The following is a 17925-nucleotide window of genomic DNA, read 5'->3' on the forward strand; positions in this document are numbered from 1 at the left end:
TGGCCAAAGAGGTGTGCTTTTCATCCTTGAGGCTTACGAACCTTGGCCCGCAGCGATTCGAAGTAACCCTCGTCGGCACGGGCGCCAGCCGCCGTTGCGCCACCCGCAAGCAACAGGTTGCGAAGCTGCATACGGTCCTGTTCCTTACGTATCAGTTCGCGTACATATTCGCTACTGGTGGCGTAGCCTGAAAGACCACCTCTACACCAACCATAAAATGCATTTATTGAATTTTAAACATTTTAAGTAATTCATATTAATAATATTAGCTTAGACACAAAAAGTATTTCAAAACGTTTTTTCATAGAGATATGTTCTCACCAGACCGACCCCTGACTGGCGGAGGCAAAGGAACCTAATACCTCCTTGCGCCTCAGGTCATCACACCCGGCTGCGGTATCCAGGTATCCGAAATCCCACTCGATGCTGGTTATCTGGAAGCTGCAGCATGAAGCCTTTGCCCTACCCTGTTTGCCATCACCTGACCGCCGCCGTTGCATTCGCCCTGTTCACGCCAACGGCCTTCGCCGAGCCTGCCGAAACGCCAGGCGACAAGCTGCCAACAGTCACCGTCACAGCGGAGCACCGTGAAGAGAACCTGCAGAAAACCCCGCTGGCGATCAGCGCCTTCGACGAGCGCACCCTGCAGGATGCGCAGATCAACAACGTGCGGGACCTGTCCGGTCGGGTGCCCAACCTCACCCTGAACCGCCAGTCCATTTCCTACAGCGCACAAACCTACGGCATACGCGGTATTGGCGAGACCGACCCGATTCAGGAAGCGGCCGTTGCGGTATACGCCGACGACCTGTACATCCCGCGGGCGATTTCTTCGATGCTGGACTTCAACGACGTGGAGCGCGTTGAAGTGCTACGCGGCCCACAAGGCACCCTGTACGGGCGCAACAGTGCAGCCGGCGCGATACGGGTAATCACCCGCGACCCGACCCAGCAGGCCCGCGCCTTCGTCGAGCTGGGTGCCGGCAACTACAACGCACAGAACGGGCGCCTGCTGGTCAGTGGGCCACTGGTAGACAACACCCTGTTCGGCAGCTTCTCGGCCATACGTCTGACCCGCGACGGCACCGTGTACAACCGCACCCGCCACAAGGACGTCAACAACATCGACATCCAGTCGTATCGCGGCAAACTGCGTCTGGCCCCGCAGGATTCGCCCTGGGACGTGCAACTGACCCTGGCCGGCACCTTTGACCGTGGCGATACCACCAGCTATACGCCCTTCAACCCTGCCAACGGCCATTTCGACAAGTTCAAGACTTACAGCAGCCTCGACCCGAAGAACAAACTGGACCAGGGCAGCGCGGTGCTGCGGGCGATCTACAGCATCGATGACCACCTGAATTTCAAGTCGGTCACCGCCTGGTCGGAGTTCGACCAGCCGGTGGACTACGACAACTCTGGCCAGGCCAACAGCGGCACCGCGTCGCCGATCCAGAATAACCTGATCACCTACAAGCAGCGCTACGCCACCCAGGAGTTCCAGCTAAACGGCGAATACGACAGGTTCAGCTACACCCTCGGTGTGTACCTGTACAAGGAGCGCTTTCGCGCCGAGCGCGACAGCCTGACCTTTTCGGTGGCGCAAAACCGGGTCAATGCCAGCGGCCAATACAGCACCACCGATACCGAAAGCTATGCGTTGTACGGCCAGAGCAATTACAAGCTCACCCCTCGCCTGTCGCTGACCACCGGCCTGCGCTTCACCCACGAGCACAAGAATTTCGATTACACCAACTACGCCATCACCACCGACCGGGTAATCACCGGCACCAACTTCGCTGCCGAAACCAGCGATTCCTGGGCATCCCTCAGCCCCAAGATCGGCCTGGAGTACGCCTGGAGCGACAACCTGGTGCAGTACGGCTATGTGGCCCGGGGCTTCAAGGCCGGCGGCTTCGACAACCGCGCGCCAACCCGCGCCGCTGCCGAGCAGGGCTTTGATCCGGAAAACGTCACCACCTATGAGGTGGGCTTAAAGGGCGACTTTGCCGATGGCCGCCTGCGCAGCAACATCGCTTTCTTCTATAACGACTACGACGACCTGCAGACCAATGCCTGGGACCCGGCCATCAGCGCCAACCTGCGTACCAACGTTGGCAGTGCCCACACCTACGGCGTGGAGCTGGAAAACACCGTGCTACTGGCACGCGACCTGCGCCTGACCGCCAATTTGGGCTACTTGAAAAGCCAGTACGACGACTTCCAGAACGCCAGTGGCCCGGGCGTGAGCGCCGACGGCAAGAAAATGATCTTTGCGCCGGAATGGAACGCCAGCCTTGGCCTGAACTGGACAGTACCCCTCACCCTGCCGGGTGAGCTGGTGGCCAACACCGACTACCAGTACCAGACCCGCTCCTACGCCAACCCGCTGAACGCCGACATCTACGAAGTACCTGCCCAGGGCTTCTGGAATGCCAGCACCAGTTATGCCAGCGCGGACGGCCACTGGACCACCACCTTGTCGGTCAAGAACCTGCTCGACCGCGCCTACCCGCAAAGCATTGCCTACTCGGCCGCCAGCCGCACCGCCTATTACTCGGTCAACGACCCACGCACCGTGCTGCTGAGTGTGCGCTACGAGCTGTAGCGCCACGCTGAACGGACTCACTTTCCACTTGCAAGGAGAACACACCATGGGCTTGACCCGTAGAGACCTTATTGCCCACCTGATGGCCGCTGGCAGCTACGGCGCCGCGCTTGGCAGCCTGTCCGCGCTGGGCCTGTTGCCTACTGCGGCCACGGCCAGCACCTTCCAGCCGCTGGGCCTGCCGACCACGTCCGGCAACGGCAAGCGCGTGCTGGTGGTGGGGGCTGGCATCAGCGGCCTGGTGGCAGCCTATGAACTTGGCAAAGCCGGTTTTGAGGTGCGCGTGCTGGAAGCCCGCGAGCGAATCGGCGGGCGCGCATGGACGCTGCGCAACGGCGACGAGGTACTGCACAATGACGGCAGCCGCCAGCAGGTGCGTTTCGACAACGGCCACTATTTCAATGCAGGGCCCGCACGCCTGCCCAGCCATCACCTGACCATCCTCGGCTACTGCCGCGAGCTGGGCGTGCCGCTGGAAGTGCTGGTCAACAGCAGCCGCAACGCCCTCGCCCAACCGGACCTTGCGCAACCACCGTTGCTGCTGCGCCAGGCGGTGAATGACACCCGTGGGCACCTCAGCGAACTGCTGTCGCGCAGCATCAGCGGCAAAGCGCTGGACAAGGAACTGGACACCGGCGACCAGAAGGCCCTGCTGGACTTTCTAAAGGTATACGGCGACCTCGACGAGCAGCGCCATTACAAGGGCTCGGTCCGCGCCGGCTATACCCGCTTCGCCGGGGCGGGCGACCAGACCCCGATCCAGCGCCAGCCCGTGGCACTCAGGCAACTGCTAAACCCTAACCTGATGCTGCCGCTGGTGTTCGACGAGATCCCGGAGTTTTCCGCCACCATGTTCCAGCCGGTCGGCGGCATGGACCAGATTGCCAAAGCCCTGTACGCCAAGGTGCAGGACAAGGTGCAGCTACACGCCGAAGTGCAGGCGATCCGCACCGGCGACAAGACCAGCCAAGTCACCTGGCGCGACCGGCGCAGCGGCAAGACCCAGGTAGAAACGGCCGACTACGCCATCGTCACCATTCCCCTGCCACTGCTGGCCCGGGTTGACCACAACTTTGGCAAGACGACCCAGGCGGCCATCGCCCAGGCCAAGCCAGACCTGGCCAACAAGGTGGCATGGCAGGCGCCTCGTTTCTGGGAAAGCGAGTTCCAGATCTACGGCGGTCTCTCCTACATCAACCACGAAGCGCGGCTGCTGTGGTACCCCAGCGACCACCTGAACAGTGCCCAGGGCATCTTGGTGGGCACCTACAACACCGGCGAAGTGGCGCGCACATTTGCCACGCGTTCGACAGAGCAGCAACTGGCGTCCTCGCGCCAGGCCGTGGAGTCGCTGCACCCGGGCCATGCCGGCAAGTTGCAGCGCGGGGTGGCGGTGAACTGGTCCAAGGTGCCGTTCAGCGAAAGCCCATGGATTGTCCACGACGTGCTGGCCGAACCCGGCTACTCGCACCTCAACCAGCCCCAGGGCCGCACCTGGCTGGCCAGCGATGCACTGGCCCATGGCGGGGTGGGCATCTGGCAGAACAGCGCTGCGGACTCGGCACGCCATGTGGTCGGGCAGATCGCCCGGCACGCCCTGCAACAGCAACGCGGCGTCGCCGCCTGAACAAGGAAGCCCTCTGATGAACAAGACTGCCCTGCTGCTTGGAGCCTTCATGTCACTGTCTGCACTTACCGCCCAGGCCGACACCATCAAGCGTGTCGACCCGCCAGGTTCGAAGTTCCCCATTTCGCAACTGGTTACCGTACCCGCCGGCACCTCGCTGACCTTCGTCAGCGGCACCTTGCCCGACGTTGCCGACCCCAAGGCACCACCACAGACCATTGCCGCCTATGGCAACACCGAAACCCAGACCCGCTCAGTGCTGAAAAAGATCCAGGCTGCGCTGCAAAGCCAGGGTCTGGGCCTGGGTGACGTAGTACAGCTGAGGGTGTTTCTGGTAGGCGACCCGGCCACCGAGGGCAAGCTGGATTTTGCCGGGCTGCAAGCCGCCTACACCGAATTTTTCGCCACTGCCGAGCAACCGAAAAAGCCAACCCGCACCGCCTTGCAGGTGGTGGCCCTGCCCCTGCCGGGCGCCCTGGTCGAGATCGAAGCGGTCGCTGCAAAAGCGCCCTGATACCCCGCTAGCCAATTTCCCCTATTGCTTGCCTGCCGGGGCCACCCGGCGGGCGGCCCCTGTGCACCCGCTGTTCGACAGCGCTCATGGAGAGCGAACATGCTTCACGCCTTGAAACTGCCCAGCCCGCGCCTGCAACCCGCACTGCTGACCATGGCCCTTGGTACCACCGGCCTGGCCGCGCCTGACGCATTTGCCGAGAGCGCTGCCCAGGCCACGGCCCCGTCACAGCTGGGCACCGTGATCGTCACCGGCAACCGCGGCTCGGAAAAACGCACCGTCACCACCAGCCCGGTGCCGATCGATGTGATCAGCGCCAAGCAACTGCAGCAAACCGGCAAGCCCGGCCTGATGGAAGCCCTCAGCGCCACCGTGCCATCCTTCACCCTGCCGGAAAAAACCGGCTGGGACGCCAGCGGCATGGCCCGTGCGCCCAGCCTGCGCGGGCTGAATGCGGCCCAGGTGCTGGTACTGGTGAACGGCAAGCGCCGCCATACCAGCGCCACCCTTAACATCAGCGGCATCCATGCGGGCGCAGCGCCCACCGACCTTGACCTGATCCCCATCAGCCTTATCGACCACGTCGAAGTGCTGCGCGATGGCGCAGCTGCCCAGTACGGCTCCGACGCCATCGCCGGGGTGATCAACGTGATCCTCAAGGCCGACGCTTCTGGCACCTCGGTGACCAACATCGGCCAAGGTTACGACGGCAAGAAGCAGACCGTGCAGCAAGGCTTGAACAAGGGCTTCGAGGTCGGTGACAGCGGCATCGTGCAGCTGGCCCTGGATGCGCGCAGCCAGAACGACGACAACAAGGCCAGCGCCAACGGCTACAGCTATGCAGAAGCCTTCGACAAGGCCGGCAAGTCGACCTACGGCGGCTACGGCACGCCGAAGATCAACCTGCTGACCCTGGGCTACAACGCCGAACTGCCGCTAAGCGACGATCTGACCCTGTATTCCTTCACCACCTATTCGCACCGCAAGGCCGAGCAGGGCCAGAACTTCCGCCTGCCGACCATCACCAACACCATCACCACCGGCTCCAACGGCTACCCCAGTGGCTACACGCCCACCTGGTTCATCGAGGAAGATGATGTGCAGGGCGCCTTCGGCGCCAAGGGCAATGCCGGGGAATGGGCCTGGGACCTGTCCAGCACCTACGGGCGCAACGAGGCGCTGCAGGGCACCACGCACAACCAGAACGCCTCGCTGGGCGAGGCCACGCCCAACCATTTCGAATCGGGCACCTGGATTGCCACACAGCTGACCAGCAACCTGGACCTGCAACGCAGCTTCGACATCGGCCTGGACAAGCCGCTTGACCTGTCCTGGGGCCTGGAACACCGGCGTGATACCTATCAGGTGCGCGATGGCGACTGGGCCTCGTGGGCCAACGGCGGCTACTGCCGTGCGCCCGGCGACTGCGCCGCCTCCGGTGCACAGGTCACCAACGGCATCTCGCCGGACGAAGCCACCAGCACCAGCCGCAACAGTGTGGCCAGCTACATCGACGTCGGCTTCAACCCGCTGCCGCAGTGGTACCTGGGCAGCGCGCTGCGCTATGAACACTACAACCGCGGAGTAGGCGCCACCCGCAGCGGCAAGCTGACCACCCGCTACGACTTCACCCCCGAGCTGGCCGTGCGCGCCACGGTCAGCAACGGCTTTCGTGCACCCTCGCTGGCCAACAGCCTGTTCAGCGCCCGCTCGACCACTTACGGCGTGGTCAATGGCGTATACCAGTCGATCAACTACGGCGTACTGCCGGTGGACTCGGCGGCAGCCAAGGCATTGGGCGCCACCGCACTCAAGCCCGAGCGCTCGACCAACTACAGCTTGGGCCTGACCTACCAGCCTGCCCCGCAGCTGTCGTTTACTGCGGATGCCTACGTGATCAATGTGCGCGACCGCATCACGCTCACCGGCACCCTGCTGGGCGACGAAGTGACGCAGGCGCTGCTGGACAACGGCATCGACTCCACCTCTGGCGGACGCTATTTCACCAACGGCGCCAGCACCCGCACCAAGGGCCTGGACCTGGTCGGCAATTTCGACCAGAACCTGGGCAACTGGGGGCAACTGAAATGGACAGCTGCCTTCAACTGGAACCAGACGCAGATCCTCAGCTACAAGGAGAACGTCACCATCCAGGGCACGGACTACAGCCTGATGGACCGCCAGGCGCGCAACTTTTTGACTGAGGTGCAGCCGCACACCAAGTTGATTCTGGGCGCCAACTGGCAACACGAGCGCTGGACCAGCAACCTCACCCTGACCCGCTATGGTTCGTGGCGTGAAGTGAACTCGGCGACCGACCGCAGCCTGGACCGGAAGTACAAGGCGCGCTGGATCACCGATATCGACGTAGGGTACCAACTGACCAAAGACCTCAACCTGGCCGTGGGGGCGCAGAACCTGTTTGATGTATACCCGGAACGGCAGAACCCCAGCAGCAAGACCATGACCAAGGGGTATGGGGCCTATTCGCCTTATGGCTTTACCGGGGGTTACTACTTCACCCGGCTGACTTACAACTTCTGATATGCACCGTTTGCAGACCGGGGCTGCTGCGCAGCCCATCGCGACACAAGGGCGCTCAAGGAAATGGTAAGCCTGACCGATTGAGCCATTGCCGGCAAAATTACCATGGGGGATATCCGCACCGGTGAGCAGACCATCCTCGATTACCTGATCCAGCCGCTGAACCGGGCCAAGGAGGCACTGGTTTCAAGCCATGCAAAGTAACTGTAGGAGCAGCCTTGTGCTGCGAAGTGGCCATAGCTGGCGAAGATAATCGTTAGCCTTGCCGGCCTCTTCGCAGCACAAGGCTGCTCCTACAAGGAAATGGCAAGCCTGAGCGAATGAGCCATTGCCGGCAAAATTGCCAAGATGGATATCCGCACCGGTGAGCAGACCATGTTCAATTACCTGATCTAGCCGCTGAACCGGGCCAAGGAGGCACTGGTTTCAAGTCATGCAAAGTACCTGTAGGAGCAGCCTTGTGCTGCGAAGAGGCCATAGCTGGCGAAGATGATCTTTTGCCTTGCCGGCCTCTTCGCAGCACAAGGCTGCTCCTACAAGGAAATGGCAAGCCTGAGCAAATGAGCCATTGCCGGCAAAATTGGCAAGATGGATATCCGCACCGGTGAGCAGACCATGTTCAATTACCTGATCCAGCCGCTGAACCGGGCCAAGGAGGCACTGGTTTCAAGCCATGCAAAGTACCTGTAGGAGCAGCCTTGTGCTGCGAAGTGGCCATAGCTGGCGAAGATGATCTTTTGCCTTGCCGGCCTCTTCGCAGCACAAGGCTGCTCCTACAAGGAAATGGCAAGCCTGAGCAAATGAGCCATTGCCGGCAAAATTGGCAAGATGGATATCCGCACCGGTGAGCAGACCATGTTCAATTACCTGATCCAGCCGCTGAACCGGGCCAAGGAGGCACTGGTTTCAAGTCATGCAAAGTACCTGTAGGAGCAGCCTTGTGCTGCGAAGAGGCCATAGCTGGCGAAGATGATCTTTTGCCTTGCCGGCCTCTTCGCAGCACAAGGCTGCTCCTACAAGGGCATGGCACGCCTGAGCGATTGAGCCATTGCCGGCAAAATTGCCATGGGTGATATCCGCACCGGTGAGCAGACCATCCTCGATTACCTGATCTAGCCGCTGAACCGGGCCAAGCAGGCATTGGTTTCAAGCCATGCAAAGTACCCGTAGGAGCAGCCTTGTGCTGCGAAGTGGCCATAGCTGGCGAAGATGATCTTTTGCCTTGCCGGCCTCTTCGCAGCACAAGGCTGCTCCTACAAGGGCATGGCAAGCCTGACCGATTGGGCCATTGCCGGCAAAATTGCCATGGGGGATATCCGCACCGGTGAACCATTTGATACGGCCAAGCTTTTCAGCTCTGAGTACCTTAGAAAAGCTTGACCGCCAACGGAGGATCTACAGGAATCGCGATCGCCTGCAGGAGCAGTCTTGTGTCGCGATGGGCCGCAAAGCGGCGCCGAAAACCCAGGCTAGAACGCATATTTAAAACAAAAGACCATGCCGGTGGGCTAGATTCATTCGAAACATGAGGCGCACCCAATGAGCCTGATCCCCGGATTATCTGACAATGCCCACGTGCTGATATGTGGTGCAAGCCGAGGTATCGGCCTGGCACTGTGTGCGGCGTTGCTGGCCCGCGATGATGTAAGCCGGGTCTGGGCTGTGTCGCGACACGCCCGCACTGCTGACGGCCTGCTTGCGCTGGCCCAGGCACATGGCGAACGCGTGGTACTGCTGGATTACGATGCTCGCGACGAGCAGGCGCTGGCTGCGCTTGCAAGCGAGGTGGGCCTTGCCTGCCCGCACCTTCACCTGGTTATCAGCACACTCGGCATCCTCCACCAGGAGGGCACCAAAGCCGAGAAATCACTGGCCCAACTGGACCTCACCAGCCTGCAGGCCAGCTTCGTCACCAATGCCTTCGCACCGATCCTGTTGCTCAAGCACCTGATGCCACTGCTGCGCAAACAGCCCGCCACCTTTGCAGCCCTGTCGGCGAGGGTTGGCTCGATCAGCGACAATCGACTGGGCGGCTGGTACAGCTATCGCGCCAGCAAGGCAGCGCTGAACCAGCTGCTGCACACGGCAAGCATCGAACTGAAACGCCTGAACCCGAACGCCACGGTGCTGGCGCTGCATCCGGGCACTACCGATACCGAGCTGTCGCGGCCGTTTCAAGGGAATGTGCCGGAGGGGAAGCTGTTTGAACCGGGTTTTGCGGCACGGTGTGTGATCGAACAGGTGGGGCGGCTTGGGCCGTCGGAGAGTGGCAGTTTTTGGGGGTGGGATGGCGAGCGGATAGCGTGGTGAGCTATCAGGCCCCGAACCGCCCATAAAGGCATATTGACATCAGTGCGTCTCTGGGGAAAATCTAGTGTACGTTTCCCTCAAGGATGGCCTCACGTGTATCGAACTATTTTCCTGCAACCCACTGAAGGCTTCGGCTCCCACCTGATCAGCCACGACAGTGTCCCGATGCCACGCGGTACGCTGAGCAGCACATTCATCTTCTCGTCTATCGGGGATGCGTTGTCCCGGGCCTACGATTCGGTTAAGGAAACCGTAGGGGACGTTACCGATAGCGTCTCCGAAACGGTATCCAATGCCTACGATGCCACCGTTGAAACCGTCAGCAATGTGGCAGATACGGTCGCCGAGACGGCTTCAAGCGCATACAGCTCCACCGTCGAAACCCTCTCCGACGCCGCTGATACCGTTAGTGAAACGGTATCCGACGGTTACGACGCCACTCGCAATTATGTAGAGGGCGTTGCCTCGGGCGAGAAAGAAATAAACTACTGGAAAGTGCTCGGCGGCGCCGCGATCGGAGTCGGCGCTGTTGCTGCCGCGCCTTTTACCGGGGGTGGCTCACTGGCCGGGGGCGCAACATTGCTCGGTTCACTGGCTGGAGCCGGCACAGTCGCCGCCGCAGTGAGCGCCGGTGTCGCCGGCGCCGTGGTCGCAGCGAAACTCGACGGTGATGAAGAAATTCACAAGGCCGGCGTCGAGGCTGGTCGCAAACAAGCCAAGGCCGAGCACCTGGCCGAAATCACAAATCTTCATCAGCAACTGGAAAAGGCCATGCAGAGCCTCAAGCTTGCTGGCAAGCATTTCAATGCCATCATCGCGCTGAATGCGGTTGCGGTTGCGACGGCCAATTGCAAAGGCGGGATAACCGACGAGGATCGTGAAGGTATAGAGCAGTTCATTGCCGGTGTCGCTGCAGGTGCCATTCCGCAAGCCGTGCAGGGCAAGATCGAATCGCTTTATCTGCTGCCACCAAGCGTCAGGGAAGCCTTCACCATGGCAGCAGAGTCGGGCATGGACATGGCCATCTTCGACGAAATCATCAATATGGTCGTTCTTGGCAAAGCCAGCGTTCATCCGCAGGAAGCAGCCTTCATGCAAGCCTGGAACCACCTGAAAGCCGCCTAAGGAAAGCGCCGATGAGCAAGCTTGAACTGTTCCGAAAGCAACAAGCACTTCGCGCGCAACTGGCCAACCGCCCGCTGATTCATGCCGCAGCCAATCCTGAGGACGTGGCTGTCCTGCTAGCCAGCGAAGCCGACGCCACACGTCTCGCCAGCCTGGATTATCACGCCTCGCTGAGCCTTACTCTGCAAACTGCACCGCAAGATGCTCACGTATTGCTGGACGAACTTGAAAAGGAGTTCGATCAGGCGCGGGTCTCAGAGCTGCTGGCCAAGGCACAACGCGATATTGTCTCGGCCATTGCCGGCCCGTTGGGGCTGGGTAAAGTGCTTGCGGTTTACGACAAACAAGGGGGCAATGTGACGACTATTCACAATGCCCAGCAAGGCATCTATGCAAACGCCGACGAACTGTACAACCGCAACGACTACGACAGAGGCTTTAACAGCCAAGGTAAGAAGTTTGCCGGTGACAGCAAGAAGTCGGTAGGTGCCACCTTCACCAAAGGGCAGTTGGACAGCAAGGATCAGCTCGTTGACGGATACACTGGCGAAACCGTCATGGGCATGCATACCAGTCCCGACCATATCGTGCCGCTGAAGTCTTATCACAAGAACGGCGGCTACATGCAGTCGAAGACCCAACGCGCCGACTTTGCAACGGATACCGAAAACCTGACCTCCACCCAGCGCGGCATCAACCACTCGATGAGTGATGAAGACAAACTGGACTGGCTGGATAAAAAGTCCAACGGTCGTTCGGTCAGCAACGAACAACACTATGGCATTGACCGTGAGCGACTTGAGGCAGCAGTCCAACGCGGCCAGGCCGCAGCTGACCGCCACGGCCCTACCGCCGCAGAGAAAGCCGCCTTCTACTCGACCCACGCTGCCCAGACGGGTATGACCGAAGGCTTGAAGATGGGCGCCCAGCAAGCCTTCGGCCTGTTGATGGTAGAGCTGTTCAGCAACGCCTTGGACGAGATCAAAGACCTCTACCGCAATGGCCGCGAAAGCGACACTTTATTGGCCGAGCTGGGCAAGCGACTTAAGCGTGTCGGCGATAAAGTTGCAGCCAAGTGGGAACAGATGCTCGACAGCTTCAGTGGCGGGTTCATATCCGGGTTTATCTCCAATGCAGTAACCGTGCTGGTGAACTTGTTTGTCACCACCGGAAAACGAGCCGTGCGGATGATACGCGAAGGTATTTTCTCGCTGTTCAAGGCACTGAAAACCTTCCTTTTCCCACCTAAAGACATGACCTTCGCCCAGGCGGCGCACGAAGCGTTGAAGCTGATGGCGGCAGGTGGCGTGGTGGTCGGCGGCGTTGCGTTGGAAGAAGCTGCCGAAAAGCTGATTCTAAGTGTGCCGCTGTTTGCCCCGATAGCCGGCATGCTGACGGCAATTCTGGTAGGCGCAGCGACGGCACTGAGCATGACCTTTGTCTGCTATCTGCTCGATAAGCTCGACCTGTTTGGTGTTGTGCGGGCTGAGCGAGACAGGCAGGTGATTGGCGCCCTGGATACCCGCATCAGTGGGCAAATGGCATTGTCGGTGAATATCATTGAAGAGCTGGATGGGTATTTGCTGGATCAGCCACTGCCAGCTTGATTTATAGCTACGCTGGAGCGACAGGGTTATATCTCCGGCGTAGCCTGCTCACCGCAGGCTACGGGTTAGGGTTACTAACTGCAATCCAGCAGTACAGGAAAGTGCTGAACATATTTTAATGACCACCAACACCTGATGCACTCATTACACACACGATAGGAAATCAAGCTTTGTTTATTATCACCGCAGTAATCCGGCTCATATGGTCACTCACAGTCGGATTATTTTTTTTCGCCCTTGGCCTCATACTATTTTTGCTCTTTGACATTTTCAAACCGTCGTCCGATCTGGGCTACCGGATTCTAAATTCCATGTACAAATTCGGCAGCCTGGGCGTCTTTAAAGGCCTGAGAATGGTGCAAGACCAATTCGATATTCGCGTCGAGAAGCGTCGCGGACAAGCAGTTGATCAAGGCAAAACTGACGGTCTGAGCTAGTTGAGGGAGTAGAGGTTTCTGGGGACAGGATGGCAGCGGCCAGATGGGCAGGCGGACGAGCCGCCGGCCCCGTAAATGCTGATGAATGCTCTCGCGCCGGGTGCCCAGTTGCATCCCGGCCGAGGCAGTGCGTTCCATCGCGAGGTCAGCTCAGCGAGGGCCGCCGCCTTGATGGCCGCCGAAGCCACCGCCACCGCCGCCACCGTGGCCACCACCGTGACCGCCGCCACCGCCCGGCGGCATGAACATCCAGCAACCCGACAGGCTAGATACCAGGACTGCAACCAGGGCTGCACGGAAAAGCTGTTTCAACTTCATTGGAACGCTCCACAGGGTTAGATCTGCTGCCTGCCAGTAGCCGGTTCGGCAGCGGGCGGATTCTAGAGCTGTGGGGTGATGGCACAGGGAAACTTTGCATAACTTTACAGTTGGCGCAGTCACCAGGGCGTAGTGAACAAGTCTTGCCAGCGCTTGGGCCGGCGGGTAGTCAGCATGTGCCGGTGTCGCGCTCCTGCAGCAACTTGCGGGCTTCGCGGGCCAGCTTGTCGAGACGGTCGACCATCACGTCCAGCGTGTCCGCTTCTTCGTCCCGCTCGTGATTCTTCGCTCGATCACTTCATCGCTGAGTGAGCTTGGGTCCACCATCACCCCGTACTTGTGCAGGAGGTCGAAGGCGACTTTGTAACGCGGGGTCAGCAGCTTGCGGTTGATGCCCTGATGAAATGGCGCCGACAAGGTGCGCATTGCGTCGTTCAGGGTTCGGTTATCCAGCACCCCGACCAGCTCGCCCAAGGTGTCTGCGTCGCTGGCACCTTCTGGTACCACCCAGTCGGCCATCAAGACACGTGCTTCATCCAGCGCCTGGGTGATCGTTTATACAGCGTGCGGCATGGGAAATCCCTTTTGTATAAGCGTCCATGCACAGGGCCTGGAACAATGCATGATATCTTTTTGATATTGCGGCGAAGATTGCCAATTTATGCCGGCTTCGGCAAGCCGCGCCAGAGGGCTGCGGTATGGCGCCACCACGACGTCCTTGACCCACTTCCCCCACCGCCGCATGCTCGAACGCTTCCACCCCACGCTCAAGGACCGACTGCATGAAGCTGGAAACTCTCGCCATCCACGCAGGCTTCAGCCCTGACCCGACCACCAAGGCAGTGGCCGTACCGATCTACCAGACCACCTCCTTCGCCTTCGACGACACCCAGCACGGCGCCGACCTGTTCGACCTGAAAGTGGCCGGCAACATCTACTCGCGCATCATGAACCCGACCAACGATGTACTCGAAAAGCGCATGGCAGCCCTCGAAGGTGGGGTTGGCGCGCTGGCGGTGGCCTCGGGCATGGCGGCCATCACCTACGCCATCCAGACCGTCGCCGAGGCTGGTGACAACATTGTCTCGGTGGCCAAGCTGTACGGCGGCACCTACAACCTGCTCGCCCACACCCTGCCGCGCATGGGCATTCAAACCCGTTTCGCCGCCCATGACGACATCACTGCGCTCGAAGCCTTGATCGACGCACGCACCAAGGCGGTGTTCTGCGAATCCATCGGCAACCCCGCCGGCAATGTCGTCGATATCGCCGCACTGGCCGAAGCCGCCCACCGCCACGGTGTGCCGCTGATCGTCGACAACACCGTGGCTACCCCGGTGCTGTGCCGACCGTTCGAACATGGCGCGGACATCGTCGTGCACTCGCTGACCAAGTACATCGGCGGCCACGGTACCAGCATCGGCGGCATCGTCATCGACTCCGGCACGTTCCCCTGGGCCGACAACAAGGAACGTTTCGCCCTGCTTAACACCCCCGACCCGTCCTACCACGGCGTCACCTACACCGAAGCCTTCGGCCCCGCCGCCTTCATTGCCCGCTGCCGCGTGGTGCCGTTGCGCAACACTGGCGCTGCGCTGTCGCCGTTCAACGCCTTCCTGATCCTGCAAGGCCTGGAAACCCTGGCCCTGCGCATGGAGCGCCACACCGAGAACGCGCTGAAGGTCGCCCATTACCTGCAAGCGCACGAGCAGGTGGCCTGGGTGAAGTACGCCGGGCTGCCCGACCACCCCGAGCATGAACTGGCCCAGCGCTACACCGGCGGCAAGCCGGCGTCGATCCTGTCGTTCGGCATCAAGGGCGGCCAGGCTGCCGGTGCGCGTTTCATCGATGCGTTGCAACTGGTGGTGCGCCTGGTGAACATCGGCGATGCCAAGTCACTGGCTTGCCACCCCGCCTCCACCACCCACCGCCAGCTCAACGACGAGGAGCTGGAAAAGGCCGGTGTACCGCGGGACATGGTGCGCCTGTCGATCGGCATCGAGCACAGTGACGACATCATCGCCGACCTGGCCCAGGCCCTGGAGGCCAGCCGCGGGTGAATCATCCGCGCCCTACCCAATGCCGACGGCGGGCGCACCGTCATCTAGCCTGGATACACCCGCAATGACCTTGTTCTACCTGAAACTTATCGTCACCCCCCTGCTGATGTGGGCCATCTCCCTCGCCTCGCGCTCGCCTCGCGGCGCTGGGGCGGTTTGCTGGGTGGGTTGCTGTCCGGCCTGCCGATCACCTCGGCACTGGTAATGACCTTCCTGTGCCTGGAACAGGGCAATGCCTTCGCCTTGGGCGCGATACCGGGCGCACTGGGCGGCTTGGCGGCGGTGCAGGCCACCTACACCTTCTACCTGTTGGCCACGCGCAGGCTCGGCACCGCCGTAGCCGTGCTGCTGGCGTTGCTGTGCTATGGCGTGGCCGCCTATGCGTTTACCCACTGGGGCAACCTGTACCTGTCGATTGCCGTGGCACTGGTGCTGATCGGCGTGCTGATACGCGCCAGCGGCCGTGAGCCCAAGCCCGACACTTTGAGCCGCACCCGTCAGCGATTTTGGGAGATCCCCCTGCGCATGGTGTCTGCAACTTGCCTGCTGATGATCATCACCAGCCTGGCCAGTTGGTTGGGCCCGGCGACCAGCGGGATGCTCGCCCCGATACCGGTGATTGCCTGGCCGCTGGTGGTGTTCGCCCATGTACAAGGCGGGCGGGCCGGGATGGTAGCGATGGTGCGGGGCAATGCGATCGGAGCGGTGGGGGTGATCGCGTTTTATCTTGTGCTGGCGGCGCTGCTCGAAGTGTGGGGCGTTGGCCTGACCATCGGGCTGGCCATGCTTTGCGCCGTAGTGCTGACCGTTGGGCTGGCTACCGTATTACGACGGCGTTGATGCGCCAGAGGGGCTGCTGCGCAGCCCATCGCAGGCAAGCCAGCTCCCACAGGGGCGGTGCAACGTCTGAGCCTGGCGCCATACCTGTGAGAGCGGGCTTGCCCGCGAACACCGGCGCAGCCGGTGCCATACTCCGCGCAGGATGCTTCGCGGGTAAACCCGCCCCCACGGTGGCCGTGCCAGATCAATGAATTGAGGTAACCCCATGAAGTATCAGATTCGCAGGGCGCGACCAGAAGATGCTGCGGATATTAGCCGAGTGATCATCGCTGCCCTGCGGCAAACGAATGCAGCGGACTACGATACCGCGACCATTGCCAGGGTCGAGCAATCGTTCAGCGAAGCGGGCATTGCTGGCCTGCTGGAGAAACGCCTGATCTTCGTTGCAGCCGATCATGATGAGGTCGTGGCTACTGCCAGCCTTGCAGACGATGTAGTCAGAAGCGTATTCGTCGCCCCCGAATATCAGCGGTCAGGTCTCGGCGAGAAGTTGATGTTGGCAGTCGAAAACCAGGCGCTGATGCGTGGCTCACAACGGTTGCGAGTGCCCTCTTCGATTACGGCGCAGGGTTTCTACAAGCGCTTGGGGTACAGCAAAGTGCGTGATGAATACCACGGGGATGAACGCACGATCATCATGGAGAAGCAACTGATCAAGCCATGATGGCAGGGCCTGGACGCCTTGTAGTTGTTGGCATCAGGCCCTGTAGGGCAAATTCCATCAACGCGGTTGAGGATGCTCGGCGGATACCGAGTTATTGGCCTGCACGTCTTTCATTTCCTCTTCAATCGGGCCTTCATCATCTGCGGGTAATGGAACCTCTCCATCACCTGCACCCGCCTGCTCATCGTTGGTTCTTGCGGTACCGTTGTCCCGGTCGAGCTGCCCGTCCTGGTCCGAGCCGGGATTGCCGGGAGGTGGGTCCCAGTCTACCGGGCGCTTTTCGGACCAGGCTTCACCGACGCCTTGCTTGGGCTCGGACTCGGCTTGATCTAGGCCCGAGCCGTGGCCCCCTGCGTCGGTGGTATTTTCCGTAGGCCCCGGGTACGGCGAGTCCGGGCCATTGTGGTCGATTGCCATGGGTGTTCTCCTGATTGCAGCGCAGCGATGGTGCGCTTGTTGTTCAGAGCGAAATCGGCTGGCGAGAGTGCCTTGTGTTCGACCGGTGGTGCAAAAGGCCGGGCTCGCGGCTTTTGCTTGCCAGGTTGCAAGCGGGCGGCATGACCAGGCTCTTTGCACTATCACCCAAGTGCAGCACCATCAAGTGAAGGGCCGCTTCGTGCAGGGCGAGTTCGTCCTGTTTCAGTTCAAAAGCCTGCGGCCCTAGTCGAACGCCCCGTTCAACACCTCATAGATGATCCCGGTCGCCACAGCGACCAGAATCAGGTCCGCGCCCGCCTGCATCCACTCATAGCCGTCATAGTGCGGCAGCTGCCCCAAAAGGCGGCCATCCAGTTTTTTGGCGATTCCGGGCGGCAAGGGCTTGCCGCGCGCCAGGTTCTTCTGAATACCTGGAGGCAATGCGGGGCCTGGGCTCCAGTAACTGCGGTGCCCACCGAGAATGCCCAGCACATCACCACGGTCGATGGACGGGCCGCCGTGCCAGTCCTTGCCGCCAGCGCTCTGCTTGTGGCCGCCCGCATTACCCTGGCCTTGGGAGTGTTGAGCCTGGCCCTTGCCGTGCCCCTGACCTTGGCCCTGGCCTTTGCCGTTACCCGGGTCAGCGAGCGCCGGGCCAAAGGCCAAGGCCAATGAGGTGAGAACAGCTGTAAGGACTGTTGATCTGGCCATGTGAGCATCCGTCGCGCGAAGAGTTGCCCACATTATAGACAGTGCGCAGCGCGTGCTTCGCTCTGCAGGCCGTGGAAATAGCAGTTGTCCCCTCAAGGGGACATCGCTGGCTGTCGCCTCGAGTACAGTCACTTGCACACCTG

General features: G+C 60.9%; 15 protein-coding genes and 1 pseudogene. 11 read left to right on the forward strand and 5 right to left on the reverse strand.

All coding sequences use genetic code 11. The annotated features are described in order from the left end of the window. Positions 1-20 precede the first annotated feature (20 nt). Positions 21-227 carry a type II toxin-antitoxin system ParD family antitoxin gene (locus MRBLPB4O_RS17200; protein ID WP_341798903.1) on the reverse strand — a complete coding sequence of 69 codons (207 nt, stop codon included), beginning with the start codon at positions 225-227 and terminating at the stop codon, positions 21-23. A gap of 221 nt (positions 228-448) precedes the next feature. Between MRBLPB4O_RS17200 and MRBLPB4O_RS17205 the strand changes: the two genes are divergently transcribed. From MRBLPB4O_RS17205 to MRBLPB4O_RS17240, 8 genes are all read left to right on the forward strand, one after another. Beyond that, positions 449-2608, forward strand: coding sequence for a TonB-dependent receptor (locus MRBLPB4O_RS17205; protein WP_341796040.1), 2160 nt, complete (start codon positions 449-451; stop codon positions 2606-2608). A 46-nt stretch (positions 2609-2654) separates the two neighbouring features. After that, the gene (locus MRBLPB4O_RS17210; protein ID WP_341796041.1) at positions 2655-4235 is read left to right on the forward strand and encodes an FAD-dependent oxidoreductase; all 1581 of its coding nucleotides are present in this window, start codon (positions 2655-2657) and stop codon (positions 4233-4235) included. A gap of 16 nt (positions 4236-4251) precedes the next feature. After that, on the forward strand, positions 4252-4749 hold the full coding sequence (locus tag MRBLPB4O_RS17215; protein WP_016499049.1) for a RidA family protein: 498 nt from the start codon (positions 4252-4254) through the stop codon (positions 4747-4749). A gap of 99 nt (positions 4750-4848) precedes the next feature. Next, positions 4849-7293, forward strand: coding sequence for a TonB-dependent receptor (locus tag MRBLPB4O_RS17220; RefSeq protein ID WP_341796042.1), 2445 nt, complete (start codon positions 4849-4851; stop codon positions 7291-7293). Positions 7294-8502: 1209 nt separating this feature from the next. Continuing rightward, positions 8503-8673, forward strand: a complete 171-nt coding sequence (locus tag MRBLPB4O_RS17225) for a hypothetical protein (protein ID WP_341796043.1) — start codon at positions 8503-8505, stop codon at positions 8671-8673. 159 nt (positions 8674-8832) lie between these two features. After that, a complete protein-coding gene (locus tag MRBLPB4O_RS17230) occupies positions 8833-9603 on the forward strand; it encodes an SDR family NAD(P)-dependent oxidoreductase (protein WP_341796044.1) in 771 nt (256 codons plus the stop codon). Positions 9604-9696: 93 nt separating this feature from the next. After that, positions 9697-10728: a hypothetical protein gene (locus MRBLPB4O_RS17235; protein ID WP_341796045.1), complete on the forward strand. Its 1032-nt coding sequence runs from the start codon at positions 9697-9699 to the stop codon at positions 10726-10728. An 11-nt stretch (positions 10729-10739) separates the two neighbouring features. Beyond that, positions 10740-12335: a hypothetical protein gene (locus MRBLPB4O_RS17240; protein WP_341796046.1), complete on the forward strand. Its 1596-nt coding sequence runs from the start codon at positions 10740-10742 to the stop codon at positions 12333-12335. 587 nt (positions 12336-12922) lie between these two features. On the opposite strand, the gene MRBLPB4O_RS17245 is transcribed toward MRBLPB4O_RS17240, so the two are convergent. Together MRBLPB4O_RS17245 and MRBLPB4O_RS17250 are read right to left on the reverse strand one after the other, a co-directional pair. Then, positions 12923-13090: a hypothetical protein gene (locus MRBLPB4O_RS17245; RefSeq protein ID WP_341796047.1), complete on the reverse strand. Its 168-nt coding sequence runs from the start codon at positions 13088-13090 to the stop codon at positions 12923-12925. Positions 13091-13333: 243 nt separating this feature from the next. Next, a complete protein-coding gene (locus tag MRBLPB4O_RS17250; RefSeq protein ID WP_341796048.1) occupies positions 13334-13609 on the reverse strand; it encodes a hypothetical protein in 276 nt (91 codons plus the stop codon). 263 nt (positions 13610-13872) lie between these two features. Here MRBLPB4O_RS17250 and MRBLPB4O_RS17255 point away from each other — a divergent pair, with 263 nt between their 5' ends. From MRBLPB4O_RS17255 to MRBLPB4O_RS17265, 3 genes and pseudogenes are all read left to right on the forward strand, one after another. Further along, entirely contained in the window at positions 13873-15150 is a 1278-nt protein-coding gene (locus MRBLPB4O_RS17255) for a bifunctional O-acetylhomoserine aminocarboxypropyltransferase/cysteine synthase (RefSeq protein WP_341796049.1), read from the forward strand. A 64-nt stretch (positions 15151-15214) separates the two neighbouring features. Beyond that, positions 15215-15990 (forward strand): annotated as a pseudogene (locus MRBLPB4O_RS17260) (hypothetical protein). A gap of 205 nt (positions 15991-16195) precedes the next feature. Continuing rightward, the gene (locus MRBLPB4O_RS17265; protein ID WP_341796050.1) at positions 16196-16654 is read left to right on the forward strand and encodes a GNAT family N-acetyltransferase; all 459 of its coding nucleotides are present in this window, start codon (positions 16196-16198) and stop codon (positions 16652-16654) included. A gap of 57 nt (positions 16655-16711) precedes the next feature. Here the strand turns inward: MRBLPB4O_RS17265 and MRBLPB4O_RS17270 are convergent, their stop codons facing one another. Both MRBLPB4O_RS17270 and MRBLPB4O_RS17275 read right to left on the reverse strand, forming a co-directional pair. Further along, on the reverse strand, positions 16712-17071 hold the full coding sequence (locus MRBLPB4O_RS17270; protein WP_341796051.1) for a hypothetical protein: 360 nt from the start codon (positions 17069-17071) through the stop codon (positions 16712-16714). Between the two features lie 243 nt (positions 17072-17314). After that, positions 17315-17782: an anti-virulence regulator CigR family protein gene (locus tag MRBLPB4O_RS17275; RefSeq protein ID WP_341796052.1), complete on the reverse strand. Its 468-nt coding sequence runs from the start codon at positions 17780-17782 to the stop codon at positions 17315-17317. Positions 17783-17925: the final 143 nt, after the last annotated feature.

Origin of the sequence: Pseudomonas sp. LPB4.O, assembly GCF_038383825.1 — a bacterium.
GTDB lineage: Bacteria > Pseudomonadota > Gammaproteobacteria > Pseudomonadales > Pseudomonadaceae > Aquipseudomonas > Aquipseudomonas putida.